The following is a 25,067-nucleotide window of genomic DNA, read 5'->3' on the forward strand; positions in this document are numbered from 1 at the left end:
TCACGCCGTCTCCACCACGAGGCGCTCGACCGCGGCGATGGCCTCGCCGACGGCCTCCGGGTTCTGGCCGCCGCCCTGGGCGACGTCCGGCTTGCCGCCGCCACCGCCACCGAGGGTCTTGGCGGCCGTACGGACCAGCTCGCCGGCCTTGAGGCCGCGCTCGCGGGCGGCCTCGTTGGTGGCGATGACCGTCAGCGGCTTGCCGTTGACCGTGGTGAACAGGGCCACGACGGCCGGGCGGTCGGACGAGATGCGGCCGCGGACGTCGAGGACCAGCTTGCGCAGGTCGTCGGCGCCGGTGCCGTCCGGGACCTGCCCGGTGACGAGGGCGACGCCGCGGATGTCGCGGGCGGAGTCCACGAGACCGGCGGCGGCCTGGAGGACCTTCTCCGCGCGGAACTTCTCGATCTCCTTCTCGGCGTCCTTCAGCTTGCCGAGCATGGAGGAGATCTTCTCCGGCAGCTCCTCCGGGCGGCCCTTGACGAGCTCCTGGAGCTGGGCGACAACCGTGTGCTCGCGGGCGAGGAAGTTGTACGCGTCGACGCCGACGAGGGCCTCGATGCGGCGCACGCCGGAGCCGATGGACGACTCGCCGAGCAGCTTCACCAGGCCCAGCTGGGCGGTGTTGCCGACGTGCGTGCCGCCGCACAGCTCCTTGGAGAAGTCGCCGATGGTGACGACGCGGACCTGCTCGCCGTACTTCTCGCCGAACTCGGCGATGGCGCCCTGGCGCTTGGCCTCGTTGATCGGCATGACCTCGGCGTGGACCTCCAGCTCGCGCGAGAGGACCTCGTTGATCTTCTGCTCGACGTCGGTGAGGACCTGGCCGGGCACGGCGTTCGGCGAGCCGAAGTCGAAGCGGAAGCGGCCGGGCTGGTTCTCGGAACCGGCCTGGGCGGCCGTCGGGCCGAGGGCGTCGCGCAGCGCCTGGTGCGTCAGGTGCGTGGCGGAGTGGGCGCGGGCGATGGCCCGGCGGCGCTTGACGTCGATGGCGGCGTAGGCGGTGGCGCCCACGGTCACCTCACCGACCTGCACCGAGCCCTTGTGGACCGAGACGCCCGGGACCGGCTGCTGGACGTCGCGGACCTCGATGACGGCACCGCTGTGCAGCTTGATGCGGCCCTGGTCGGCGATCTGGCCGCCGCCCTCGGCGTAGAACGGGGTGCGGTCGAGGACGACCTCGACCTCGTCGCCCTCGGAGGCGGCCGGCGAGGGGACGCCGTTCACGAGGAGGCCGACGACCGTGGTCTCGCCCTCGGTGTTGGTGTAGCCCACGAACTGGGTGGCGCCGTTGGAGTCGGCGATCTCCCGGTAGGCCGTCATGTCGGCGTGGCCGGTCTTCTTCGCCTTGGCGTCGGCCTTGGCGCGGTCCCGCTGCTCCTTCATCAGGCGGCGGAAGCCGTCCTCGTCCACGGAGAGGCCCTGCTCGGCGGCCATCTCCAGGGTGAGGTCGATCGGGAAGCCCCAGGTGTCGTGGAGCAGGAAGGCCTTCTCGCCGGCGAGGACCGTGCCGCCGGCGGCCTTGGTCTCGGTGACGGCGGTGTCGAGGATGTTGGTGCCGCCCTTGAGGGCCTTCAGGAAGGCGGCCTCTTCGGCGAGGGCGACGGTCTCGATGCGCTTGCGGTCGGTGACCAGCTCCGGGTACTGCTCGCCCATCGTGTTGATCACGGTGTCGACGAGGTCCTGGACGACCGGGCCGGTGGCGCCGAGCAGGCGCATGTTGCGGACGGCGCGGCGCATGATGCGGCGCAGCACGTAGCCGCGGCCCTCGTTGCCGGGGGTGACGCCGTCGCCGATGAGCATCACGGAGGTGCGCATGTGGTCGGCGACCACGCGGAGCGAGACGTCGCTGTCGTGGGCCTTGCCGTAGTCGACGCCGGTCAGCTCGGTGGCCTTGTCGATGACGACCTTGAGGGTGTCCGTCTCGTACATGTTCTGGACGCCCTGGAGGATCATCGCCAGGCGCTCCAGGCCGAGGCCCGTGTCGATGTTCTTCGACGGGAGCTCGCCGAGGATCGGGAAGTCGTCCTTGCCGGAGCCCTCACCGCGCTCGTACTGCATGAAGACCAGGTTCCAGATCTCCACGTACCGCTCGTCGTTGACGGCCGGGCCGCCCTCGACGCCGAAGTCGGGGCCGCGGTCGTAGTTGATCTCGGAGCACGGGCCGCAGGGGCCGGGGACGCCCATCGACCAGTAGTTGTCCTTCTTGCCGAGGCGCTGGATGCGCTCGGCCGGGACGCCGACGACGTCGCGCCAGATGCGCTCGGCCTCGTCGTCCTCCAGGTAGACGGTGATCCAGAGCTTCTCCGGCTCCAGCCCGTAGCCGCCGTGCTCCACCGGGGTGGTCAGCAGCTCCCAGGCGAGCTTGATGGCGCCTTCCTTGAAGTAGTCGCCGAAGGAGAAGTTGCCGCACATCTGGAAGAACGTGCCGTGGCGGGTGGTCTTGCCGACCTCTTCGATGTCCGGCGTGCGCACGCACTTCTGCACGCTGGAGGCGCGCGTGAAGGGCGGCTTGACCTCGCCCAGGAAGTAGGGCTTGAACGGCACCATGCCGGCCGGGACGAGCAGCAGAGTCGGGTCGTCCGCGATGAGCGACGCCGAAGGGACGACGGTGTGCCCGCGCTCCTCGAAGAAGCTCAGCCAGCGGCGGCGGATTTCAGCCGACTCCATCAGTGGTCCTCATTCCGGTTGTACGAACTCGTAGGCATCTTGGAAAACGAATAGGTGGTCGGGTGCGCGGCGGGGTCGAGCGCGGCCCTCCGGCGCGGCTCCGGGAGCTCCCGGACCTGGTCCACGGGGGCGTCCAGGCCGAGCGCCTCGCCCAGCTCGGCCTCCCGCTGGACCATGCCCGCACGGACGTCGAGGGCGAAGTCCTTGAGGCGGTGGCCGGTCTCGAGTGCCTTGTTCGCGGCCTGGGCCGCGAGGCTCTCGGGGGTCAGCTGCTTGAGCTTCCGGTTGACCTTGGTGGTGGCCCACACGCCGGCGGCTGCGCCGGCCGTGAACCAGAACGTGCGGCGGAACATCGCGGCTCAGCCCTTCTGCTTCCGGCGTCGCGAGGACGGCACGGTTCGGCCGACGATCACAGTACGGCGGACGGCCTCCCGCGGCGCGTCCTCCGCGTCACGGCCCCGGCCGAGCGCCTTGCGGACGCCGTAGCCGAAGGCGGCCACCTTGACGAGCGGGCCGCCGAAGGTGGAGGCGACGGTCGTGGACAGCGCGGAGGCGTTGGAGGTGACCTCCTGGACGTCCGAGGCGATGGCGTCGACCCGGTCGAGCTGGGTCTGCGCCGAGCGGACGGTCGCGGAGGCGTCGGCCAGCAGGGGAACGGCCTGTTCGGTCACGTCCGCCACCAGCTTGGTGGTCGCCCTGAGCGTCTGCGCCAGCCTCACCAGCACCACGGCGAGGAAGGAGACGAGGATCGCCCAGAACACGGCCACCAGGATCCCGGCAACCTCTCCACCGGTCACTGTGCACCGCTCTCTGCTGTCGTTGGGCCTTGTGAAAGTCGTCCCCCGACCCTATCGCGCCCGGGCTGTCCTGCCGTACCGCATTACCGCCCGTGGGACGGGAGTTACGGCAACCCGATTGTACGGAGCGCGCGCGGGTGAGTACGCTCCGTGTCCCATGCGACGGAGCAATCTCCCGGCGGAGCTGAACCGGTTCGTCGGACGGGCCGCCGAGCAGGCCGCACTGACGGCGCTCCTCGAGACATCCCGCCTGGTCACGGTCGTGGGCGTCGGCGGGGTCGGCAAGACACGCCTCGCGCTGCGGGCTGCCGCGGGAGCGCAGAATCGCTACGGCGAAGGGGTGCGCCTCGCCGAGCTGGCGCCGTTGCGCGACCCCGACCTGGTCGCGTACGCCCTGGTCGAGGCCCTCGGTCTCACCGACCACACGCCGAAGGCCCCGCGCGAGGTCCTGCTCGATCACCTCGCGGAGCGGCGGATGCTGCTGGTCGTGGACGGTTTCGAGCACCTGGTGGAGAGCTGCGCGCCGCTGGTGCGCGAGCTCCTCGCGCACGCGCCCGGTCTCACCGTGCTCGCGGTGGGCCGTCGGCCGCTGCGGGTGGCGGGCGAGGCGGTGTTCCCGCTGGCCCCGATGGACGAGGCGGACGCGGTGGCGCTGCTCGCCGAGCGGGCCGCGGAGGCGGGCGCGCCGGTGGTGCCGGTGAACCGGGCGGCGTCGCTCGTCCCGGGTACGGGGACGGTCCTGGCCCCGGAGCCCGGCGCGGCGGCCGTACGGGAACTGTGCCGACGGCTCGACGGCATCCCGCTCGCCCTCGAACTCGCGGCCGGCCGCCTCCCCCTCCTCTCCGTGGAGCAGATGCTGCACCGTCTCGACGACCGCTTCCGGCTGCTGACGGACGGCGAGCGCGGGGCCCTCCCCCGCCATCAGACGCTGCGGACCGCGATCGGCTGGAGCCACGAGCTGTGCACCCCCGAGGAGCGGCTGCTGTGGGCGCGCCTCTCGGTGTTCGCCGGGCCCTTCGACCTGGAGGCGGTGGAGTACGTGTGCGGGAGCAGGGAGCTGCCGCCCGAGCGGATCCTCGACCGTCTCGGGGGCCTGCTCGCGCAGTCGCTGGTGTCCCGGGAGGACACGCCCGCGGGCCCGGCCTACCGGCTCCTGGACACGGTCGCCGCGTACGGGGCGGAGTGGCTGGCGGCGCTCGGCGACACGGAGCGGATGCGGCGGCGGCACCGCGACTGGTACATGGGGCTCGCCACCTGGTGCGAGCTGGAGTGGTTCAGCCCCCGCCAGCCGGAGGTCGCGGCCCGTACGGAGGCGGCGCTGCCCAATCTGCGGGCGGCCCTCGACGTGTGCCTCGAATTCCCTGACGACGCCCACCTCGCCCAGCACCTGGCGGGCACGCTCTGGTTCGCCTGGGTCGGCTGCGGGCGTCTCTCGGAGGGGCGGCACTGGCTGGAGCGGGCGCTCGCGCTGGAGTCCGGGCACGAGGAGGCCCGGCTCAAGGCGCTGTGGGTGCTCGGGTACGTGGCGGTCCTCCAGGGCGACGGCACGGCGGCGGTGGCCGCGCTGCACGAGTGCGGGGAGCGGGCCAGGTCCACGGGGAACGCGCTGGCGGAGGCGTACGCGACGCACCGGATGGGCTGTCTCGCGCTGCTCTCGGACGATCTGCCGCGGGCCGAGTCGCTGATCGGGAGGGCCCTCGACTCGTACCGGGAACTCGGCGAGCTGAACAGCAACGTGCTGATGGGCCAGGTCGAGGTGGCGATGGCCCGGGCCTTCCGGGGCGACCTGGAGGGGGCGGTCGCGATCTGCCGGGAGGTCCGGGAGGTCTGCGAGGAACGCGGGGAGCAGTGGACCCGGGCCTACGCCCTCTACGTCCTGGCGTACTCGGCGTGGACCCGGGACGCCTTCGCGGAGGCGCGGGAGCTGCTCACCGAGTGCGTCTCGATCAACCACACCTTCCGTGACCTGGTCGGTCTCGTCCTGGCGATCGAGCTGCTCGCGCTCGTGACGGTCAGCGAGGGGGATCCGGCGGAGGCGGCGGTCCTCCAGGGGGCCGCGGTGCCGGTGTGGGACACGGTGGGCATCCGGCTCTTCGGCTCGGAGGCCTTCGACGGGCCGCGGGCGCTGTGCGAGCAGCGGGCGGCGGAGGCCCTGGGCACGGAGGCCTTCGATCACGCGGTGCGGGAGGGCCGGTGCCTGCCGCTCGACGCGGTCGTGGAGCGCGCGCTCGCCGGGCGCCGGGATCCGGCCCTCGCCGGCCCGGCCGATCCGACGGCCCCGCGTCCGTTCCGTACGGCCAGGTCGGCGGGGGTCCCGGGAACGCGGAAGCCCGCCGGCTCCCCCACCGGAAAGGGCGGGGAAGCGGCGGGCTGAACACCGCGGGGGTGGTACTGCGCCGTTGCTGAGATCAGCGGGCGTAGTACTCGACGACCAGCTGCTCGTCGCAGATGACCGGGATTTCCTTGCGGTTCGGGTCGCGGTCGAGGCGGAAGGCCAGGGCCTTCAGGTTGACCTGCAGGTAGCGCGGGGTCTCGCCGTCGGCGGCGAAGCCACCCTCACGGGCCATCTCGAACAGCGGCTTGGTGCGGCTGCGCTCGCGGACCATGACGACGTCGTCCGGACGGACACGGAACGACGGCTTGTCGACCTTGCCACCGTTGACCTGGATGTGACCGTGCACGACCATCTGGCGGGCCTGGTAGATGGTGCGGGCGATGCCCGAACGCAGGACCAGGGCGTCGAGGCGACGCTCGAGCTCGACGACCAGCGCCTCGCCCGTCTTGCCCTCGGCCTTCTTGGCACGGTCGTAGGCGCGCGCCATCTGGCGCTCGCTGATGTCGTACTGGGCGCGCAGACGCTGCTTCTCGAGCAGACGGACCTTGTAGTCCGAGTTCTGCTTGCGGCCACGGCCGTGCTCGCCCGGCGGGTAGGGGCGGGCCTCGAAGTACTTGACGGCCTTCGGGGTCAGCGCGATGCCGAGGGCACGCGACTTCTTGACCTTGGGACGGGACTGGTTCGGCATGAACCAACCTCTCTATCTGTACGAATACGGCTTCACCAGGGTTAGGGGAGGTCGCATCCGCAGCCCGGGAAACCCGTCTGGTCCGTACGGGACGGACGTGGCGGGCAGCCGCTCCCAGGTCTGGGCACATACGTGCAGCACGCGAACGACCCATCGCCGCTCCCGGGAATCCGGGTGGTGATGGGTGGCCCGCGACACCTTCGAAGGTGCGCGACGCTCCTGGAAACCCCGCCCGAGGGCCGGGTCTCCGGCTGACTGTCCCGTTCTGGTGGTGCCGACCGGAGTCGGACACGGGACGCAGCGATCCGGACCAGTGTACCGGCTTCGCGGTGTGCCTTCGCACCGGCCCGTCAGGCAGGGCCCGCGGCCGGGTCTAGCCGTCCCCCTTCAGGCGTTCGCGCACGCGCTCCACGACGTCCGCGTATCTCGCCTCCGCTCCGTACCGCGTCGGTTCGTAGTACTGGCGGCCGTGGATCGAGTCCGGGGCGTACTGCTGGGACGCGATGCCGCCCGGTACGTCGTGGGGGTACACGTACCCCTGCGCGTGGCCGAGCTTGGCCGCGCCCTTGTAGTGGCCGTCCCGCAGGTGCGGCGGGACCGAGCCCGCGAGGCCGTTGCGGACGTCCGCGAGGGCGGCGCCGATCGCGGTCGTCGCGGAGTTCGACTTCGGGGCCAGGGCCAGGGCGATGGTGGCGTGGCTCAGGGTGAGGGCCGCCTCGGGGAAACCGATCATGGCGACGGCCTGGGCGGCGGCGACGGCGATCGGCAGGGCGTTGGGGTCGGCGAGGCCGATGTCCTCGCTCGCGGAGATCATCAGCCGGCGGGCGATGAAGCGCGGGTCCTCCCCCGCCTCGATCATCCGCGCCAGGTAGTGCAGGGCCGCGTCCACGTCCGAGCCGCGGATGGACTTGATGAGCGCGCTGGCCACGTCGTAGTGCTGGTCGCCGTCCCGGTCGTACTTCACGGCCGCGCGGTCGACGGTCTCCTCGACGGTCTGGAGGGTGATCTCCGCCTCGCCCTTGGCGATCGCGGCGCCCGCCGCCGCCTCCAGGGCGGTCAGGGCGCGCCGGGCGTCGCCGCCGGCGACGCGCAGGAGGTGCGCCTCGGCGTCCTCCGGCAGGGTCACGGCCCCGCCGAGTCCCCGCTCGCCGGTGAGCGCCCGGGCCATCAGGCCCTTCAGGTCCTCGTCGGTCAGCGGTTCCAGGGTGAGGAGCAGGGAGCGGGAGAGGAGCGGGGAGATGACGGAGAAGTACGGGTTCTCGGTGGTGGCGGCGATCAGCGTCACCCAGCGGTTCTCGACGGCCGGAAGGAGCGAGTCCTGCTGGGCCTTGGAGAAGCGGTGGATCTCGTCGAGGAAGAGGACGGTCTCCTTGCCGTAGCCGCCCACCGCGCGCCGGGCGCCGTCGATGACGGCCCGGACCTCCTTGACGCCAGCGGTGATCGCGGACAGCTCCACGAAGCGCTTGTTCGTCGCCTTCGACACGACGTACGCGAGGGTCGTCTTGCCGATTCCCGGCGGGCCCCAGAGGATCACCGAGGAGGCCCCGGCGGGGCCGCCGTCCCCGTCCCCGACGAGTCGGCGCAGCGGCGATCCGGGCTTGAGCAGGTGCTGCTGCCCCACCACCTCGTCGAGGGTGCGGGGGCGCATCCGGACGGCCAGCGGGCTGCTGGCAGGGTCCTTCTCCTGGCGGTCTTCGGCTGCTGCGGTAAAGAGGTCGGGCTCCACAGTCATGAAGCCTAAGTCAGGGCACTGACAGAGTTGCCCGGCTCAGCTGGTCCAGAAGTCCCACCAGCGGGTCAGGATCAGCATGCCGATGATCCCGATGTGCAGGACCGGCAGGATCCAGGTGAACTCGTCGAAGAAGGTCTTCAGGCCGCCGGGGGCGGGGATCACGCCGAGGCGCACGTTGTGCGAGGTCACGTACCAGAACATGACGATGGTGGCGACCCAGGCGAGGCAGCACCACAGGCAGAGCGAGTTGATCTCGTACAGCGACTGGTACATCAGCCAGGTGCAGAAGCCGACGCCGAAGAGGGTGCCGGCGTTGAGGCCGAGCCAGTACCAGCGGCGGTAGCGGGCTCCGGCGAGCAGGCCCACGCCGATCGCGATGACCATGGCGTACGTGACGAGGCCGAGCATCGGGTTCGGGAAGCCGAAGACCGAGGCCTGCTCGCTCTTCATGATGTTGCCGCAGGAGACGATCGGGTTGAGGCTGCAGCCCGGGGTGAAGTTGGGGTCTTCGAGGAGCTTGAACTTGTCGATGGTGATGACCCAGGCGGCGAGCAGTCCGGCCGCCCCGGTGATCACGAGGAGCCACGAGAAGGCCCGGCTCGCTCCGATCGTGCCGCCGCCGTCCCGGCCGGAGCCGACCTCGTCCACCGCTGCCTTCGCCATGTCACCTTTTCCCTCGCTCGACCGGCCTTGTGGGCACGGTCATTCTGCAACACGGACCTGTCGTCCGGCCGTTCGCGGGAGATAAGGAAGGGCCCGGACCAGGGTGCGGTCCGGGCCCTCGAGTACGGCGGATCAGGCCAGCTTGGCCCGTACGGCGTCGACGAGCTCGTCCAGGGAGACGGCCTGCTGCTCGCCGGACTCCATGTCCTTGAGCTGCACGACGCCCTCCGCGAGGTCGCGCTCACCGGCGACGACGGCGAGGCGGGCACCGGAGCGGTTGGCGTCCTTCATGGCGCCCTTGAGTCCCTTGCCGCCGAAGGAGAAGTCGGCGGCGACGCCGGCCCTGCGGAGCTCGGTGACCTTGCCGAAGAGGAGGCGGCGGGCCTCCTCGCCGATGGCGACGGCGAAGACGCTGGTGGCGGCGGGGATGTCGAGCTCGACGCCCTCCGCCTCCAGGGCGAGGACCGTACGGTCCACACCGAGCGCCCAGCCCACCGACGGCAGCGCGGGGCCGCCGATCATCTCGGAGAGGCCGTCGTAGCGGCCGCCGCCGCCGACCGCCGACTGCGAGCCGAGACCGCCGTGGACGAACTCGAAGGTGGTGCGGGTGTAGTAGTCGAGGCCGCGGACCAGCTTGGGGTCGTCCTCGAAGACGACGCCCGCCGCGGTGATCAGGGCGCGCACCTCCTCGTGGTACGCCTTGCACGCGTCGCACAGGTAGTCGCGCAGGAGCGGCGCGTCGACCAGCTGCTTCTGGACGTCGGCCCGCTTGTCGTCGAGGACGCGCAGCGGGTTGATCTCGGCGCGGCGCAGGGTGTCCTCGTCCAGGTCGAGGCCGCGCAGGAAGGTCTGCAGGGCCTCCCGGTAGACGGGGCGGCACTCCTTGTCGCCGAGCGAGTTCAGCAGGATGCGGAAGTTCCGCAGGCCCAGCGAGCGGTACGCCTCGTCGGCCAGGATGATCAGCTCGGCGTCGAGCGCCGGGTCCTCGGCACCGATGGCCTCGGCGCCGACCTGGGAGAAGTGCCTGTAGCGGCCCTTCTGCGGGCGCTCGTAGCGGTAGTACGAGCCGGAGTACCAGAGCTTGACCGGCAGGTTGCCCTGCTTGTGGAGGTTCGCCTCCAGGGCGGCGCGCAGCACGGAGGCGGTGCCCTCGGGACGCAGGGCGAGCTTGTCGCCGCCCTTGGTCTCGAAGGCGTACATCTCCTTGCTGACGATGTCGGTGGACTCGCCGACGCCGCGGGCGAAGAGGTTCACGTCCTCGAAGCCGGGGGTCTCGACGTAGCCGTAGCCGGACCTGCGCAGCGGTCCGGAGATCGCGTCCCGGACCGCCAGGTACTTGGCGGAGTAGGGCGGGATCAGGTCGTACGTGCCCTTGGGGGCCTTGAAGGTGCTCACGAAAATCTCGTCACATTCCTCGTCGGGGAGCGTCCGTGCTCCCAAGGCCGGCCGCCACGTCCCGCAGATAGGGGTTCGTGGCGCGCTCCTGGCCGATGGTCGTCTGGGGACCGTGTCCCGACAGGACCACGGTCGAGTTGTCGAGCGGCAGGCACACGCGGGCCAGCGACGCGAGCATCTCGTCCATGTCACCGCCGGGAAGGTCGGTGCGTCCGATGGAGCCGGCGAACAGCAGATCCCCGGAGAAGAACACGGAGGGGATCTCCGTGGTCTCGGGCATCCGGAAGGTCACCGACCCCTTGGTATGACCGGGCGCGTGGGCGACGGAGAACTCCAGACCGGCGAGCTTCAGCTGGGAGCCGTCGGTGAGCTCGCGCACGTCGTCGGGCTCTCCCACGGTCAGCTCGCCCATGAGGGGCATCCCGATGGAGCGGCCGAGGGCCTTCTCCGGGTCGCTCATCATGTAGCGGTCGGACGGGTGGATCCACGCGGGGACGTCATGGGCGCCGCACACCGGAACGACGGAGGCGACGTGGTCGATGTGTCCATGGGTGAGGACGACGGCGACGGGCTTGAGCCGATGCTTCTTCAGCGTCTCCTCGACACCCTGCGTGGCCTGGTGGCCCGGGTCGATGATCACGCACTCCTCGCCTGCGGCGGGGGCGACCAGATAGCAGTTGGTCCCCCAGGCCCCGGCGGGGAACCCGGCAATCAGCACGTTCGTCCTTAGTTGTCGTCCGGCACGCGGGCGCGGAACTCGTGGAAACACGGAATGCGGCAGATCAGAGCCTACCGGCGGTGCCGGTTCCACAGCCAACCCGTATACGGTACGGGCACATCCGGCCAGGACAGGAACAACCGAGCGACAGGAGCGGACCCGGTGGTCACCAGCGATCAGCGGCGGCGGCAGCTTGCCAGGGAGAAGTACGCGCGGCAGCAGCAGCGGCGGGAGGAGAACCGGCGCAAGGCGAAGCGCCGCAGCACCGTCATCGCGGCCTCCCTCGCGGTGGTGCTCGCCGCGGGCGGCGCCGTCTACGCCTCCGTGGCGCTGACGGACGACTCCTCGAAGGGCTCGGACAACACGGCGAGCGACACGCCCACCACCCCGGCGCCCACGGAGAGCGAGTCGGCGAGCCCGGAGCCGAAGCTGACCGTGGACCAGAAGGCCACGTACGCCATGGCCCTCAAGACGAACGAGGGCGAGATCACGATCACCATGGACGCGGCCAAGACGCCGCACACGGTGAACTCCTTCAAGCACCTCGCCGACAAGAAGTACTTCGACGGGACCAAGTGCCACCGCCTCACGACCGAGGGCATCTACGTGCTCCAGTGCGGCGACCCCAAGGGCGACGGCACCGGCGGCCCCGGCTACACGATCCCCGACGAGAACCTGACCGCCCTCGGCAAGGCGGGTGCGGACGGCACGGTGACCTTCCCGGCCGGCACCGTCGCCATGGCGAACACGGGGCAGCCGGGCACGGGCGGCTCGCAGTTCTTCCTCGTCTACAAGGACACCAAGCTGCCCCCGAGCTACACCCCCTTCGGGAAGATCGACCCGGCGGGCCTGAAGGCGGTCCAGGACGTGGCGAAGGCCGGTGTCCAGGGCGGCGCCACCGACGGCGCCCCGAAGAAGCCGGTCACCATCGAGAAGGCGACCGTCGCGAAGAAGTGAGCCCGCTCGTCCGCACGCGCGCGTGACCGTCCAATCTCGGTCGCGCTGAGTGCGGACAGCCGGGCCGCGGTTCGCCTAGATTGGCGTTGTGCAGCGTGGGCCGTCGGCCGCGCTGCGATGGCGGGCGAGGCCCGCCGGGAAACTGTGGACGATGCCCGGGGGGTACGACCCCGCGACGGCATCATGGTGAGGAGGCGCTGTGAGCAGCGACCCGTGGGGCCGTGTCGACGAGACGGGCACCGTGTACGTGCGGACGGCCGAGGGCGAGAAGGTCGTCGGATCGTGGCAGGCCGGCACCCCTGAGGAGGCCCTGGCCTACTTCGAGCGCAAGTACGAGGGCTTGGTTGTCGAGATCGGCCTCCTCGAGAAGCGGGTGAGGACCACCGACCTCTCGGCGAAGGACGCCACCGCGGCGATCGAGCACATCCGCCAGCAGGTCGACGAGCACCACGCCGTCGGCGACCTGGCCGCGCTCGCGACCCGTCTCGACAAGCTCGTCGAGACGGTCGACTCGCGCCGCGAGGAGCGCAAGGCCCAGAAGGCCAAGCAGACCGACGAGGCGCGCTCCGCCAAGGAGAAGCTCGTCACCGAGGCCGAGGAGCTGGCCCAGAGCGAGCAGTGGCGCTCCGCCGGCGAGCGGCTGCGGGCGCTCGTGGACACCTGGAAGGGCCTTCCCCGGCTCGACCGCAAGTCCGACGACGAGCTGTGGCACCGCTTCTCGCACGCCCGCTCGGCGTTCTCGAAGCGGCGCAAGGCGCACTTCGCGTCGCTCGACGCCCAGCGCGAGGACGCCCGCAAGGCGAAGGAGCGTCTGGTCGCCGAGGCGGAGTCGCTGTCGAACTCCACCGACTGGGGCAACACGGCGGCCCGCTACCGCGAGCTGATGGCGGAGTGGAAGGCGGCCGGCCGCGCCCAGCGCGAGCACGAGGACGACCTGTGGAACCGCTTCCGCGGCGCTCAGGACGTCTTCTTCGCGGCGCGCGGCGAGGTCTTCGCCGAGCGGGACGCGGAGCAGACCGAGAACCTCAAGCTGAAGGAGGATCTCGCGACCGAGGCCGAGAAGCTGGTGCCGGTGACGGACCTGAAGGCGGCGCGCGCGGCCTTCCGTTCCCTCAACGAGCGCTGGGAGGCCATCGGCCACGTCCCGCGTGACGCCCGTCCCAAGGTCGAGGGCCGGATGCACACGGTGGAGCGGGCGATCCAGGAGGCCGAGGAGACCGAGTGGCGCCGGACGAACCCGGAGGCGCGTGCGCGCGCCGCGGGTCTGACCGGTCAGCTGCAGGACGCCGTGGAGAAGCTGCGCAAGCAGATCGACGCGGCCCGCGCCGCCGGCAACGACGCCAAGGCCGACAAGCTGTCCCGTGAGCTGGAGGGCCGCCAGGCCCTGCTCGACCAGGCGCTGAAGGGCCTGGAGGAGTTCGGCGGCTGAGACCCGCACCCGCGTACGAGGAAGGCCCCCGGCATCGCGCCGGGGGCCTTTCTCGTACGCGCCGCTACGGCCTGCGGGCCGAGGTCACGCGGTAGACGTCGTACACGCCCTCCACGCCCCGTACGGCCTTCAGGACGTGGCCCAGGTGCTTCGGGTCGCCCATCTCGAAGGTGAAGCGGGAGGTGGCCACCCGGTCGCGGGAGGTCTGGACGGCCGCCGAGAGGATGTTGACGTGCTGGTCCGAGAGGACCCGGGTGACGTCGGACAGGAGCCGGGAGCGGTCCAGGGCCTCGACCTGGATGGCGACGAGGAAGACCGAGGACTGGGTCGGGGCCCACTCGACGTCCAGGATCCGCTCCGGCTCCCGCGACAGCGACTCCACGTTGACGCAGTCGCTGCGGTGAACCGATACGCCGCTGCCCCGGGTGACGAAGCCGATGATCGGGTCGCCGGGCACGGGCGTGCAGCAGCGGGCCAGCTTCACCCAGACGTCCTCGACGCCCTTGACGACGACACCGGGGTCGGCGCTGGAGCGGCGCTTGGAGCGGCCACGCGTCGGCGGTGCGGCCTCGTCGATCTCCTCGGTGGCGGCCTCCTCGCCGCCGAGCGCCTGGACCAGCTTCTGCACGATGGACTGGGCCGTGACATGGCCCTCGCCGATCGCCGCGTACAGCGAGGAGATGTCGCTGTAGCGCATCTCGTGGGCGAGGGTGACGAGGGAGTCGCCGGTCAGGATCCGCTGGATCGGCAGGTTCTGCTTGCGCATGGCCCGCGCGATGGCGTCCTTGCCCTGCTCGATGGCCTCGTCGCGGCGCTCCTTGGAGAACCAGGCGCGGATCTTGTTCCGGGCGCGCGGGGACTTGACGAAGCCCAGCCAGTCGCGGGAGGGCCCGGCGCCGGCGGCCTTGGAGGTGAAGACCTCGACCAGGTCGCCGTTGTCGAGGGTCGATTCGAGCGGCACGAGCCGCCCGTTGACCCGCGCCCCTATCGTGCGGTGGCCGACCTCGGTGTGGACCGCGTACGAGAAGTCGACGGGGGTGGCGCCGGCGGGCAGCGCGATGACGTCGCCCTTCGGCGTGAAGACGAAGACCTCGTTGCGGGAGAGGTCGAAGCGCAGGGACTCCAGGAACTCGCTGGGGTCCTCGGTCTCCTTCTGCCAGTCGAGGAGCTGGCGCAGCCACGCCATGTCGTTGAGGTGGTCGTCCTTGCCGGCCTTCTTGGGCACGTCGGCGCGGACCTTGGAGGCGCCGGCGACGGCCTCCTGCTTGTACTTCCAGTGCGCGGCGATGCCGTACTCGGCGCGCCGGTGCATGTCGAAGGTCCGGATCTGGAGCTCGACGGGCTTGCCGTTGGGCCCGATGACCGTCGTGTGCAGCGACTGGTACATGTTGAACTTCGGCATCGCGATGTAGTCCTTGAACCGGCCGGGGACCGGGTTCCATCGCGCGTGGACGGTGCCGAGGGCCGCGTAGCAGTCGCGGACGGTGTCCACGAGGACGCGGATGCCGACCAGGTCGTAGATCTCCGCGAAGTCACGGCCGCGGACGATCATCTTCTGGTAGACGCTGTAGTAGTGCTTCGGGCGGCCGGTGACGGTCGCCTTGATCCGGGCGGCCCGCAGGTCGGCCTGGACCTCGTCGGTCACTATGGCGAGGTACTCGTCCCGCTTGGGGGCGCGCTCGGCGACGAGCCGGACGATCTCGTCGTACATCTTGGGGTAGAGGATCGCGAAGGCGAGGTCCTCCAGCTCCCACTTGATGGTGTTCATGCCCAGGCGGTGGGCCAGGGGCGCGTAGATCTCGAGGGTCTCGCGGGCCTTCTTCTCCTGCTTCTCCCGCTTGAGGTAGCGCATGGTGCGCATGTTGTGCAGGCGGTCGGCGAGCTTGATGACCAGAACGCGCGGGTCCTTGGCCATGGCGACGACCATCTTGCGGACGGTCTCGGCCTGCGCGGCCTCGCCGAACCTGACCTTGTCGAGCTTGGTGACGCCGTCGACGAGCAGGGTGACCTGGTCGCCGAAGTCACGGCGCAGGTCCTCAAGGCCGTACTCGGTGTCCTCGACGGTGTCGTGGAGGAGACCGGCCATCAGGGTCGCCGGGTCCATGCCGAGCTCGGCGAGGATCGTGGTGACGGCGAGCGGGTGCGTGATGTACGGGTCGCCGCTCTTGCGCTTCTGGCCGCGGTGCCAGCGCTCGGCGACCTGGTAGGCCCGCTCGACCTGGCGGAGCGTCGCCGTCTCGATCTTGGGGTCGTTGGAGCGGACGATCCGCAGCAGTGGTTCGAGGACCGGGTTGTACGGGGAGGAGCGCTGGACGCCGAGCCGGGCGAGGCGGGCGCGGACGCGGTTGGACGAGCCGCCCGAGCGGGCGGGCGCGGGCCGCTCGGGGGCGGCGGGCGCAGCAGGCGTGGGCCTGGTCTCCGCTGGCTTGTTCTGGGGCGTGCCGGTCCCCGGCGCGGCCTTCTCGGCCTTCGGGTCGGGCTGCGCGGCGGAGAGTGACTGAGCCTCGTCTGGCAAGAAGCGCTCCTCTGGGGGGTTCCCCCGGACGGAGTCTGGGGGAGGTTCCGGGTCCCCCGGTCAGGCCCGGAAAGGCCATGGTATCGAGCCATGCGTGCCCGTGCTCACGTGCCCGGGTTTCGGACGGCTCCCGGAGGGGCAGCGCCGTGCGGCCCGGGGGACATAGGGGGAACGCGGAGGGGCGCCCCGGGGATTCCCCGGAGCGCCCCGATCGGGGTGAACCCCGATGTCAGACCGTGATCAGCGCCGTGAGCGGCGCCCCGCCCAGGGCCGGCTCCAGCCGGGAGCGGCCCGGGAGGAAGCCGAGCTCCATGAGGACGGCGACACCGGCGACCTCGGCGCCCGCGCGGCGGATCAGCTCGATGGAGGCCTCGGCCGTGCCGCCGGTGGCGAGGACGTCGTCGATGACCATGACGCGGTCGCCCGCGGCGAGGTCCTCGGCGTGCACCTCGATCTCGGCGGTGCCGTACTCCAGCTCGTACGCCTGGCGGAGCGTGGCCCCGGGGAGCTTGCCGGCCTTGCGGACCGGGACGAAGCCCAGGCCCGCGCGGACGGCCACCGGGGCGGCCAGGATGAAGCCGCGGGCCTCCAGGCCGACGATCTTCGTCGCGCCGTGCGCGGAGCACAGCCCGGCGAGGGCGTCGGTGAGGGCCGTGAACGCCACCGGGTCCGCGAGCAGCGGCGTGATGTCCTTGAACAGCACGCCCGGCTTCGGGTAGTCGGGGACGTCACGGATGCGGCTGAGCAGGAGCTCGGTGACGCCCTGGGCCTCGGCGGTCATCCTCGGTGCTCCTGGGTGCCGCGACGGCCGGACCGGGGGCCCACGACGGCGGCCTCGGCGGACAGGTCGTCCGCCGCGTCCAGCGACTCGCCCTTGGCGGCGGCGCTGGCGCGCTTGGCCATGATGCGCTTCCTGAGCGCCTTGATCGAGGGCTCGCGCTCCTTGAGATCGGCCACCAGCGGGGTGGCGATGAAGATCGAGGAGTACGCACCCGCGGCGAGGCCCACGAAGAGCGACAGCGAGATGTCGTTGAGCATGCCGGCGCCGAGGACGCCGCCACCGATGAAGAGCAGGCCGGCGACCGGAAGGAGCGCGACGACGGTGGTGTTGATCGAACGGACCAGGGTGCCGTTGATCGAGCGGTTGGCCAGCTCGCTGTAGGTGAAGCGGGTCTGCTTCGTGATGTCCTTCGTCTGCTCCTTGAGGGAGTCGAAGACGACGACGGTGTCGTACAGCGAGTAACCGAGGATCGTCAGCAGGCCGATGACCGTACCGACGGTGACCTCGAAGCCGACCAGGGAGTAGATGCCCACCGTGATCGTGAGGTCGTGGATGAGGGCGACGAGTGCCGCGACCGCCATTCTCCACTCGAAGGCGATGGCCAGGTAGATCACCACGAGGATCATGAAGACCCCGAGGCCGGTCCAGGCCTTGGTGGCGATCTGCTCGCCCCAGCTCGGGCCGACGAGCTCGGCCGCGATCTTCGCCTCGGGGACGTTCAGGTCCTTGGAGAGCTCCGCGCGGACCTGGTCGGACTTGTCGGTGTCGAGGCCGCCGACCTGGATGCGCAGGGAGCCGTTGCCGAGCTTCTGGACGATCGCGTCGTGGCCGGAGGCCTCTTCCGCGAACTCCTGGGCCTGGCTGACGGAGACGTCCGACTTCGGGGTGGTGAAGACGGCGCCGCCCTGGAACTCGATGCCCATGTTGAGGCCGCGGACGGCCAGGGCGACGATGGCGGTGATGGTGATCAGGATGGACAGGCCATACCAGATCTTGCGGTTGCCGATGAAGTCGTAACCGACCTCACCGCGGTGGAGCCGGGCGCCGAGACCGCCGAGCTTCGACATCTCACGCCTCCTTCGCGTCGACGGGGGCGTGGGCACGGCGGGTGCGGCGCAGCGGCGGCTTGGCGCCGAGCCGCTTCGGGTCCAGGCCGGACCACTTGTGACCGTTGCCGAAGAACTTGGTCCGGGCGAGCAGCGTCATGACCGGCTTGGTGAAGAGGAACACCACGACGATGTCGAGCAGGGTGGTCAGGCCGAGCGTGAACGCGAAGCCCTGGACCTTGCCGACGGTGACGATGAACAGCACGGCCGCGGCCAGGAACGACACGAAGTCGGAGACCAGGATCGTGCGGCGGGCGCGCGGCCAGGCGCGCTCGACGGCCGGGCGGAGCGTGCGGCCCTCGCGGAGCTCGTCGCGGATGCGCTCGAAGTAGACGATGAACGAGTCGGCGGTGATACCGATGGCGACGATGGCACCACAGACGGCCGGCAGGTTCAGCGCGAAGCCGATGGCCGGGCCGAGCAGGGCCATGAGCACATAGGTGAGGAGCGCCGAGACGGCGAGGCTGAGGATGGCGATCAGCGACAGGCCGCGGTAGTAGGCGACCAGGTAGATGATGACCAGGCCGAGACCGATGGCGCCGGCGATGAGACCCGCCTGCAGCTGGTCCCCGCCGAGCGCGGCGGTGACGGTGTCGACGCTCTGGGTCTGGAAGGCGAGCGGCAGGGCGCCGTAGGACAGGACGTTGCCGAGGTCCTGGGCGGACTGCTGGTTGAAGCTGCCGGAGATCTGGGCGCTGGCGCTCAGCGTGGTCTGGACGCGGGGCGCGGAGACGACCTCGCCGTCCAGGACGATCGCGAACTGGTTCTGCGGCTCGGTCTGCTGCGACAGCTTGCTGGTGATCGACTGGAACTTCTTCGAGCCGGCGTCCGTGAACTCCATGTCCACGATCCACTGACCGGTCCGCTGGTCCAGGCCGGCCTTGGCCTTGTCGACGTCCCTGCCGTCCACCTCGGCCGGGCCGAGGAGGTACTTCTCCCACTGGCCGATCGCGTTCTTGCCACAGGCCACGGTGGGCTCGGAGGACTTGACGCCCTGGCCGGCGGCGGCGCGGGCCTTGGGGTCGAGGCAGTTCAGGGTGGCGAACTTCTGCTGGAGCGCCGCCGTGGCGGGGTCCGGCTTCGGGGTCGCCTGCGGGGTCCCGGTGGCCTTCGGCTTCGCGGAGGAGGAGGCGCTCGCGGTGGGCGTCGGGCTCGGGGCCTTGAGGGCCTCGGTGAGCGCACGGCCCTGCGGGGAGGCGGTGGCCGTCGGGGTCGCCGACTTCTCACCGACCTTCGCACCGGAGGAGGCCGAGGCGGACGGCTTCGGCGAGGCCGAGCCGGAGGGCGTGGCGCTCGGCGCCGTCTGCGGCGACGCGGCCGCGACGGCGAGAACGGGCCGGAAGTAGAGCTGGGCGGTGGTGCCGACCTGCTCGCGTGCCTGCTTCTCGTTCGTCCCGCGGGGGATGTTGACGATGATGTTCTCGTCACCCTGCGTCTGGACCTCGGCCTCGGAGACACCCAGACCGTTGACACGGCGCTCGATGATGCCGACCGCCGTGTTCATGTTGGTCGGGTTGATCGCCGAGTCCTGGCCGGGCTCGGCCTTCGCCTTGAGCGTGATCGACGTGCCGCCGGCGAGGTCGATGCCGAGGCGCGGGGTGGTGTGCCCCGACCAGAACATCCCGCCGGTGAGCGCGACCATGGCGATCAGGATGAGTGCCAGGGCGCGGCCCGGACGGCTCTGTCCCCCCGCCGGCCTTCGGCCCTTCTTCGGTGCTGCCACCTGTCGTATCTCCCTGTCCAACCGCCTCACGCCGGGTATGCGTGAGACGGCCACGAAGTGTGTGTGGGGACCTGCCCCCGCAGACGTGGAACCGTTCCGGGGACCGCGCTCGCCGGTGGGCGTGCGCGCGGTCCCCGGCCGCGACTACTTCGCGTCGGTCTCGCCGTCGGCCTTGCCGTCCTTCTGACCCTCGGCGGCGGCCTCGGCCGCGTCCGACTTCTTCGTCAGGTCGGCCTTCGGCGCGTCCTCGACGGTCTCCGCGTCCTTGGCCTCGGCGGCCTCGGCGGCCTCGGTCAGCGAGGAGGCGTCGTCCGGGACGACGGTGTCGGTGTCCGACTCCTCGTCGTCGCCGTGGACGATCCGGTTGTACTCGGAGTCCTCCAGGACCGCGCCGATCGCGTTCTTCGCGTAGACCGCGTGCACGCCGGGCGCGACCTCGAGGAGAACGGTCTCGTCGCCGATCTCCTTGACGGTGGCGTACATCCCCCCGATCGTCCGTACGCCGGTGCCGGGCTGCATCTCATTGCGCATCTGCGCCGCCGCCTGCTGCTTCTTCTTGGCAGAGCGGGTCATCAGGAACATGGCCCCGATGAGGACGATGAAGGGGAGGAGGGTCACGATGCTCACGGGACGGGTTTCCTTCGCACGGTCGCGGAGAACCCGCGGCCTGATCTTCGGGGGTGGGCGCGCCGACCGGAAAGGGCGGCATCGGCGGAGTCTAGGCGAGTCCGCATCGATGGAACAACGTCCAGCATCGCACCCCGGTTCCGGTCCGGGCGAGTGTCCGCACCGTCACGCCCCGAAGAGCCCCTGTTGTCCCGATCCCATGCCGTACCCTGCGCTCCCCGGGCCCGCTGCCTGCGGCGGAACGAGTCCGAGGTGCGTCCATGCCGCGGGTGTGGCGACCCGGCCACGGGGGGTGCGCGCCAGCAGACCTTCGCGTACGAGGAAGGGTTCGGCGACCTCCTCGACCGTCTCGCGCTCCTCCCCCACGGCGACCGCGAGGGTGGACAGACCGACCGGTCCGCCGCCGAAGAGCTTGAGCAGGGCCTCCAGGACCGCGCGGTCGAGCCGGTCGAGACCGCGGCTGTCCACCTCGTACACGCTGAGGGCCGCCTCGGAGACCTCCCGGGTGATCACTCCGTCGGCCCTGACCTGGGCGTAGTCCCGGACCCGGCGCAGCAGACGGTTGGCGATGCGGGGGGTGCCGCGGGAGCGGCCGGCGATCTCGGCGGCGCCGTCGGGGTCGATCTCGACGTCGAGGAGTCCGGCGGAGCGGTGGATCACGCGCTGGAGCTCGGCCGGGTCGTAGAACTCCATGTGGCCGGTGAAGCCGAAGCGGTCGCGCAGCGGGGGCGGCAGGAGTCCGGCCCGGGTGGTGGCGCCGACCAGGGTGAAGGGCGGGAGTTCCAGGGGGATGGCGGTGGCGCCGGGGCCCTTGCCGACGATGACGTCGACACGGAAGTCCTCCATCGCCATGTAGAGCATCTCCTCGGCAGGCCGGGACATCCGGTGGATCTCGTCGAGGAAGAGGATCTCGCCCTCCTGGAGGGAGGAGAGGATCGCGGCGAGATCGCCGGCGTGCTGGATGGCGGGGCCCGAGGTGATGCGGATCGGCGCGTTCATCTCGGCCGCGATGATCATCGAGAGGGTGGTCTTGCCGAGGCCGGGGGCGCCGGAGAGCAGCACGTGGTCGGCGGTGGCACCGCGCTGGCGGGCGGCCTTGAGGACGAGGTCGAGCTGCTGGCGGACCTTCTCCTGGCCGACGAACTCGCTGAGGTCCTTGGGGCGCAGGGCCGCCTCGACGGCCTGGTCGTCGCCCTCGGCGGAGGCGCCGACGATCCGCGCGTCCGGCTCGGCGGTGCTGTCGTCGTCCCAGTTCACGGTGGTGGTTGCCTTCTCGTTCGTACGGGCGGTCAGCGGGCGCGGTTCAGGGTCTGCAGCGCGGCGCGCAGCAGCTGGGGCACGGGGGCGGAGCCGGTCTCGGCGAGGGCGGCCTCGGCCTGCGGCGTGACGGCGCTGACGGCCTCCTCGGCCTCGCGGCTCGCGTAGCCGAGGCCGATCAGGGCGGCGGACAGCTGCTCGGTCCACGGGGCGGGGCCCGTGGCCGCGGCACGCTGGGCGCCGACGAGACCGCTGCTGCCGAGCGGGGCGCCGAGCTTGTCCTTCAGTTCGAGGAGGAGCTTCTGCGCGCCCTTCTTGCCGATGCCGGGGACGGCGGTGAGGGCCTTCTCGTCGCCGGTGGCGACGGCGAGGCGCAGCGCGTCGGGGCTGTGCACCCCCAGCATGGCCTGGGCGAGGCGGGGGCCGACGCCGCTGGCGGTCTGGAGGAGCTCGAAGACCTGGCGCTCGTCGTCGTCGGCGAAGCCGTACAGCGTGAGGGAGTCCTCCCGGACCACCAGGGAGGTGGCGAGCCGGGCGTGCTCACCGAGGCGCAGCCCGGCGATGGTGTTCGGGGTGCACTGGACGGCCATGCCCACTCCCCCCACCTCGACGACGGCGGTCGTGGGGGCGAGTGCGGCGACCGGGCCGCTCACGAAGGCGATCATCGGGTACGGCCTTTCAGCGCGGTGACGGGCCGGGCAGCGGCGTGCTGGGCGACGGCCTGTTGCAGACGGTTCTGGGCGGGGGCCCGCCAGATGTGACAGATGGCGAGGGCGAGGGCGTCGGCGGCGTCGGCCGGCTTGGGCGGGGCGGAGAGCCGCAGGAGCCGGGTCACCATCGCCCCGACCTGGGCCTTGTCGGCGCGGCCGCTGCCGGTGACGGCGGCCTTGACCTCGCTGGGGGTGTGCAGGGCGACGGGGATGCCGCGCCGGGAGGCGCAGAGCATGGCGACCGCGCTGGCCTGGGCCGTGCCCATCACCGTACGGACGTTGTGCTGGCTGAACACCCGCTCCACGGCGACGAGTTCGGGCGAGAAGCGGTCGAGCCACTCCTCGATGCCGCGCTCGATGCCGACCAGGCGCACGCCGATGTCGGCGTCCGCGGCCGTGCGGACGACACCGACGCCGAGCATGGTCAGGGGCCGGCCGGCGACGCCCTCGACGACGCCGACGCCGCACCGGGTCAGCCCGGGGTCCACCCCGAGTACGCGCACCGCCGCCCCCTCCCTGATCACCAGCTGATCGCAAGTCTGTTTGTGCAGGCTATCGGCTGCCACTGACAACGCAGCGGGCCGACGGGGTGTGTCCCCGTCGGCCCGCTGCTGAGACGACCGCGATCAGGCGTCGACCTTCTCCATGACCTCGTCGCTGACGTCGAAGTTGGCGAAGACGTTCTGCACGTCGTCGCTGTCCTCCAGCGCGTCGATCAGCTTGAACATCTTGCGCGCGCCCTCTTCGTCGAGCTCGACCTGCATGGTCGGGACGAAGCTGGACTCGGCGGAGTCGTAGTCGATACCGGCCTCCTGGAGGGCGGTACGGACCGCGACCAGGTCGGTGGCCTCGCTGATGATCTCGAAGGACTCACCGAGGTCGTTGACCTCCTCGGCACCGGCTTCGAGCACCGTCTCCAGGACGTCGTCCTCGGACAGCTCGCCCTTGGGGAGCACGACGACGCCCTTGCGGTTGAACAGGTACGAGACGGAGCCCGGGTCCGCCATGGAGCCGCCGTTGCGGGTCATGGCCACGCGCACGTCGGAGGCGGCGCGGTTGCGGTTGTCGGTGAGGCACTCGATGAGCACCGCGACACCGTTCGGGCCGTAGCCCTCGTACATGATCGTGGCGTAGTCGGCGCCGCCGGCCTCGAGACCCGCACCGCGCTTGAGCGCGGAGTCGATGTTCTTGTTCGGGACCGACTGCTTCTTCGCCTTCTGGACGGCGTCGAACAGCGTCGGGTTACCGTCCAGGTCGGCGCCGCCCGTGCGGGCCGCGACCTCGATGTTCTTGATCAGCTTCGCGAAGAGCTTGCCGCGCTTGGCGTCGATCACGGCCTTCTTGTGCTTCGTCGTAGCCCATTTAGAGTGGCCGGACATCTGCCTGTCTCCTTCGCGTAACCCATTTCTGAACGAACCCCAGAGATCCTACCGGGATCGTGTCACCGTTCGGCGCGCACCATGTCCACGAACAGCTCGTGGATGCGGTGGTCGCCGGTGAGCTCGGGGTGGAAGGAGGTCGCGAGGGCCCGGCCCTGGCGGACGGCGACGATGTGGCCCTCGTGCTCGGCGAGCACCTCGACCTGGGCGCCGACGGACTCCACCCACGGGGCGCGGATGAAGACGCCCTCGACGGGAGTGTCGATCCCGGTCACGGTCACACCGGCCTCGAAGGACTCGTTCTGTCGCCCGAAGGCGTTGCGGCGGACGATCATGTCGATGCCGCCGAAGGTCTCCTGGCCCGAGCGCGGGTCGAGGATCTTGTCGGCGAGCATGATCAGGCCGGCGCAGGTGCCGTACACGGGCATGCCGGCGGCGATGCGCTCGCGCAGCGGCTCCATCAGGCCGAAGAGGACGGCCAGCTTGGAGATCGTGGTGGACTCGCCACCGGGGATGACCAGACCGTCGACCTCGGCGAGTTCCTCGGGGCGCCGGACCGGCCTGGCCACGGCGTCAGCCGCGGCCAGGGCGATCAGGTGCTCCCGTACGTCGCCCTGGAGGGCCAGGACACCGATCACGGGCGTGCTCATGGGTGCTTACCAGCCCCGGTTCGCGTAGCGCTCGGACTCGGGGAGGGTGTCGCAGTTGATGCCGACCATGGCCTCGCCCAGGTTGCGGGAGGCGTCCGCGATGACCTTCGGGTCGTCGTAGAAGGTGGTGGCCTTCACGATGGCGGCGGCGCGCTTGGCCGGGTCGCCCGACTTGAAGATGCCGGAGCCGACGAAGACGCCCTCGGCGCCGAGCTGGCGCATGAGCGCGGCGTCGGCGGGGGTGGCGACACCACCGGCGGAGAACAGCACGACCGGCAGCTTGCCGAGCTCGGCGACCTCCTTGACGAGCTCGTACGGGGCGCGGAGCTCCTTGGCGGCGGCGAACAGCTCGTTGTTGTCGAAGCCGCGCAGCTTGGCGATCTCGTTCTTGATCTGGCGGAGGTGACGGACGGCCTCGACGACGTTGCCGGTGCCGGCCTCGCCCTTGGAGCGGATCATGGCCGCGCCCTCGGCGATGCGGCGCAGGGCCTCGCCCAGGTTGGTGGCACCACAGACGAAGGGGGTCGTGAAGGCCCACTTGTCGGAGTGGTTGATCTCGTCGGCCGGGGTCAGGACCTCGGACTCGTCGATGTAGTCGACGCCGAGGGACTGCAGGACCTGGGCCTCGACGAAGTGGCCGATGCGGGACTTGGCCATGACCGGGATGGAGACCGCGCCGATGATCTCTTCGATCATGTTCGGGTCGGACATGCGGGCGACGCCACCGTCCTTGCGGATGTCCGCGGGGACCCGCTCCAGGGCCATGACGGCCACGGCGCCGGCGTCCTCGGCGATCTTCGCCTGCTCGGCGTTGACCACGTCCATGATCACGCCGCCCTTGAGCTGCTCGGCCATGCCGCGCTTCACGCGCGCGGTGCCGGTCTCGGGGGACTGGAAGGTGGTGGAAGGCGTGGTGGACACGGATACCTCACTCG

22 protein-coding genes are annotated in these 25,067 nt (G+C 70.9%); 3 read left to right on the forward strand and 19 right to left on the reverse strand.

Annotated elements, in window-relative coordinates:
- From alaS to AB5J54_RS07820, 3 genes are read right to left on the reverse strand one after another with little or no spacing between them, the layout of a single operon-like run.
- Complete coding sequence (gene alaS / locus AB5J54_RS07810) at positions 1 to 2,670, reverse strand: alanine--tRNA ligase (RefSeq protein ID WP_369143163.1); 2,670 nt, start codon at positions 2,668 to 2,670, stop codon at positions 1 to 3.
- Positions 2,670 to 3,023 (reverse strand): DUF6167 family protein, encoded by a 354-nt coding sequence (locus AB5J54_RS07815; protein ID WP_369143164.1) that lies wholly within the window; start codon positions 3,021 to 3,023, stop codon positions 2,670 to 2,672. The genes alaS and AB5J54_RS07815 overlap by 1 nt, the downstream gene beginning before the upstream one ends.
- A 6-nt stretch (positions 3,024 to 3,029) precedes the next feature.
- Positions 3,030 to 3,467: a DUF948 domain-containing protein gene (locus AB5J54_RS07820; RefSeq protein WP_369143165.1), complete on the reverse strand. Its 438-nt coding sequence runs from the start codon at positions 3,465 to 3,467 to the stop codon at positions 3,030 to 3,032.
- A 157-nt stretch (positions 3,468 to 3,624) separates the two neighbouring features.
- Here AB5J54_RS07820 and AB5J54_RS07825 point away from each other — a divergent pair, with 157 nt between their 5' ends.
- Complete coding sequence (locus AB5J54_RS07825; protein WP_369143166.1) at positions 3,625 to 5,841, forward strand: AAA family ATPase; 2,217 nt, start codon at positions 3,625 to 3,627, stop codon at positions 5,839 to 5,841.
- A 34-nt stretch (positions 5,842 to 5,875) separates the two neighbouring features.
- Here AB5J54_RS07825 and rpsD read toward each other — a convergent pair whose 3' ends face one another.
- The 5 genes from rpsD to AB5J54_RS07850 all read right to left on the reverse strand — a co-directional run bounded on the left by rpsD (position 5,876) and on the right by AB5J54_RS07850 (position 10,998).
- The gene (gene rpsD / locus AB5J54_RS07830; protein WP_015032311.1) at positions 5,876 to 6,490 is read right to left on the reverse strand and encodes a 30S ribosomal protein S4; all 615 of its coding nucleotides are present in this window, start codon (positions 6,488 to 6,490) and stop codon (positions 5,876 to 5,878) included.
- 373 nt (positions 6,491 to 6,863) lie between these two features.
- Positions 6,864 to 8,216 carry a replication-associated recombination protein A gene (locus AB5J54_RS07835; RefSeq protein WP_369149256.1) on the reverse strand — a complete coding sequence of 451 codons (1,353 nt, stop codon included), beginning with the start codon at positions 8,214 to 8,216 and terminating at the stop codon, positions 6,864 to 6,866.
- Between the two features lie 42 nt (positions 8,217 to 8,258).
- On the reverse strand, positions 8,259 to 8,885 hold the full coding sequence (locus AB5J54_RS07840) for a vitamin K epoxide reductase family protein (RefSeq protein ID WP_352021688.1): 627 nt from the start codon (positions 8,883 to 8,885) through the stop codon (positions 8,259 to 8,261).
- A 132-nt stretch (positions 8,886 to 9,017) separates the two neighbouring features.
- Entirely contained in the window at positions 9,018 to 10,280 is a 1,263-nt protein-coding gene (gene hisS, locus AB5J54_RS07845; RefSeq protein WP_369143168.1) for a histidine--tRNA ligase, read from the reverse strand.
- 10 nt (positions 10,281 to 10,290) lie between these two features.
- Positions 10,291 to 10,998, reverse strand: a complete 708-nt coding sequence (locus AB5J54_RS07850; protein ID WP_369143169.1) for an MBL fold metallo-hydrolase — start codon at positions 10,996 to 10,998, stop codon at positions 10,291 to 10,293.
- Positions 10,999 to 11,160: 162 nt separating this feature from the next.
- On the opposite strand from AB5J54_RS07850, the gene AB5J54_RS07855 reads away from it, so the two are divergent.
- Together AB5J54_RS07855 and AB5J54_RS07860 are read left to right on the forward strand one after the other, a co-directional pair.
- Positions 11,161 to 11,955 (forward strand): peptidylprolyl isomerase, encoded by a 795-nt coding sequence (locus AB5J54_RS07855; protein ID WP_369143170.1) that lies wholly within the window; start codon positions 11,161 to 11,163, stop codon positions 11,953 to 11,955.
- A 199-nt stretch (positions 11,956 to 12,154) separates the two neighbouring features.
- Positions 12,155 to 13,384 carry a DUF349 domain-containing protein gene (locus tag AB5J54_RS07860; RefSeq protein WP_369143171.1) on the forward strand — a complete coding sequence of 410 codons (1,230 nt, stop codon included), beginning with the start codon at positions 12,155 to 12,157 and terminating at the stop codon, positions 13,382 to 13,384.
- Between the two features lie 64 nt (positions 13,385 to 13,448).
- Here the strand turns inward: AB5J54_RS07860 and AB5J54_RS07865 are convergent, their stop codons facing one another.
- From AB5J54_RS07865 to pdxS, 11 genes are all read right to left on the reverse strand, one after another.
- The gene (locus AB5J54_RS07865; RefSeq protein WP_369143172.1) at positions 13,449 to 15,899 is read right to left on the reverse strand and encodes a bifunctional (p)ppGpp synthetase/guanosine-3',5'-bis(diphosphate) 3'-pyrophosphohydrolase; all 2,451 of its coding nucleotides are present in this window, start codon (positions 15,897 to 15,899) and stop codon (positions 13,449 to 13,451) included.
- A gap of 229 nt (positions 15,900 to 16,128) precedes the next feature.
- Positions 16,129 to 16,680: an adenine phosphoribosyltransferase gene (locus tag AB5J54_RS07870; RefSeq protein ID WP_369143173.1), complete on the reverse strand. Its 552-nt coding sequence runs from the start codon at positions 16,678 to 16,680 to the stop codon at positions 16,129 to 16,131.
- Positions 16,677 to 17,747, reverse strand: coding sequence for a protein translocase subunit SecF (secF, locus tag AB5J54_RS07875; RefSeq protein WP_369143174.1), 1,071 nt, complete (start codon positions 17,745 to 17,747; stop codon positions 16,677 to 16,679). The genes AB5J54_RS07870 and secF overlap by 4 nt, the downstream gene beginning before the upstream one ends.
- A 1-nt stretch (position 17,748) precedes the next feature.
- Entirely contained in the window at positions 17,749 to 19,509 is a 1,761-nt protein-coding gene (gene secD / locus AB5J54_RS07880) for a protein translocase subunit SecD (protein WP_369143175.1), read from the reverse strand.
- A 144-nt stretch (positions 19,510 to 19,653) separates the two neighbouring features.
- Positions 19,654 to 20,136: a preprotein translocase subunit YajC gene (gene yajC / locus AB5J54_RS07885; protein ID WP_369143176.1), complete on the reverse strand. Its 483-nt coding sequence runs from the start codon at positions 20,134 to 20,136 to the stop codon at positions 19,654 to 19,656.
- Positions 20,137 to 20,301: 165 nt separating this feature from the next.
- Positions 20,302 to 21,393, reverse strand: coding sequence for a Holliday junction branch migration DNA helicase RuvB (gene ruvB / locus AB5J54_RS07890; protein WP_369143177.1), 1,092 nt, complete (start codon positions 21,391 to 21,393; stop codon positions 20,302 to 20,304).
- A gap of 32 nt (positions 21,394 to 21,425) precedes the next feature.
- Positions 21,426 to 22,058, reverse strand: a complete 633-nt coding sequence (gene ruvA, locus AB5J54_RS07895; RefSeq protein WP_369143178.1) for a Holliday junction branch migration protein RuvA — start codon at positions 22,056 to 22,058, stop codon at positions 21,426 to 21,428.
- Positions 22,055 to 22,606 carry a crossover junction endodeoxyribonuclease RuvC gene (ruvC, locus tag AB5J54_RS07900; protein WP_189804416.1) on the reverse strand — a complete coding sequence of 184 codons (552 nt, stop codon included), beginning with the start codon at positions 22,604 to 22,606 and terminating at the stop codon, positions 22,055 to 22,057. The genes ruvA and ruvC overlap by 4 nt, the downstream gene beginning before the upstream one ends.
- Before the next feature lie 123 nt (positions 22,607 to 22,729).
- Entirely contained in the window at positions 22,730 to 23,482 is a 753-nt protein-coding gene (locus AB5J54_RS07905; RefSeq protein ID WP_030204558.1) for a YebC/PmpR family DNA-binding transcriptional regulator, read from the reverse strand.
- A gap of 62 nt (positions 23,483 to 23,544) precedes the next feature.
- The gene (pdxT, locus tag AB5J54_RS07910; RefSeq protein ID WP_369143179.1) at positions 23,545 to 24,132 is read right to left on the reverse strand and encodes a pyridoxal 5'-phosphate synthase glutaminase subunit PdxT; all 588 of its coding nucleotides are present in this window, start codon (positions 24,130 to 24,132) and stop codon (positions 23,545 to 23,547) included.
- A 6-nt stretch (positions 24,133 to 24,138) separates the two neighbouring features.
- Entirely contained in the window at positions 24,139 to 25,053 is a 915-nt protein-coding gene (gene pdxS / locus AB5J54_RS07915) for a pyridoxal 5'-phosphate synthase lyase subunit PdxS (RefSeq protein ID WP_184932491.1), read from the reverse strand.
- Positions 25,054 to 25,067: the final 14 nt, after the last annotated feature.

The sequence above is a fragment of the Streptomyces sp. R44 genome (assembly GCF_041053105.1).
GTDB lineage: Bacteria > Actinomycetota > Actinomycetes > Streptomycetales > Streptomycetaceae > Streptomyces.

What these genes read in the sequence shown, in the direction of transcription:
- secF (WP_369143174.1), bottom strand. Translation starts at nt 17,747, where the DNA reads ATGTCGAAGCTCGGCGGTCTCGGCGCCCGGCTCCACCGCGGTGAGGTC.
- AB5J54_RS07815 (WP_369143164.1), bottom strand. Translation starts at nt 3,023, where the DNA reads ATGTTCCGCCGCACGTTCTGGTTCACGGCCGGCGCAGCCGCCGGCGTG.
- AB5J54_RS07825 (WP_369143166.1), top strand. Translation starts at nt 3,625, where the DNA reads ATGCGACGGAGCAATCTCCCGGCGGAGCTGAACCGGTTCGTCGGACGG.
- AB5J54_RS07870 (WP_369143173.1), bottom strand. Translation starts at nt 16,680, where the DNA reads ATGACCGCCGAGGCCCAGGGCGTCACCGAGCTCCTGCTCAGCCGCATC.
- rpsD (WP_015032311.1), bottom strand. Translation starts at nt 6,490, where the DNA reads ATGCCGAACCAGTCCCGTCCCAAGGTCAAGAAGTCGCGTGCCCTCGGC.
- pdxT (WP_369143179.1), bottom strand. Translation starts at nt 24,132, where the DNA reads ATGAGCACGCCCGTGATCGGTGTCCTGGCCCTCCAGGGCGACGTACGG.
- AB5J54_RS07840 (WP_352021688.1), bottom strand. Translation starts at nt 8,885, where the DNA reads ATGGCGAAGGCAGCGGTGGACGAGGTCGGCTCCGGCCGGGACGGCGGC.
- ruvA (WP_369143178.1), bottom strand. Translation starts at nt 22,058, where the DNA reads ATGATCGCCTTCGTGAGCGGCCCGGTCGCCGCACTCGCCCCCACGACC.
- AB5J54_RS07905 (WP_030204558.1), bottom strand. Translation starts at nt 23,482, where the DNA reads ATGTCCGGCCACTCTAAATGGGCTACGACGAAGCACAAGAAGGCCGTG.
- alaS (WP_369143163.1), bottom strand. Translation starts at nt 2,670, where the DNA reads ATGGAGTCGGCTGAAATCCGCCGCCGCTGGCTGAGCTTCTTCGAGGAG.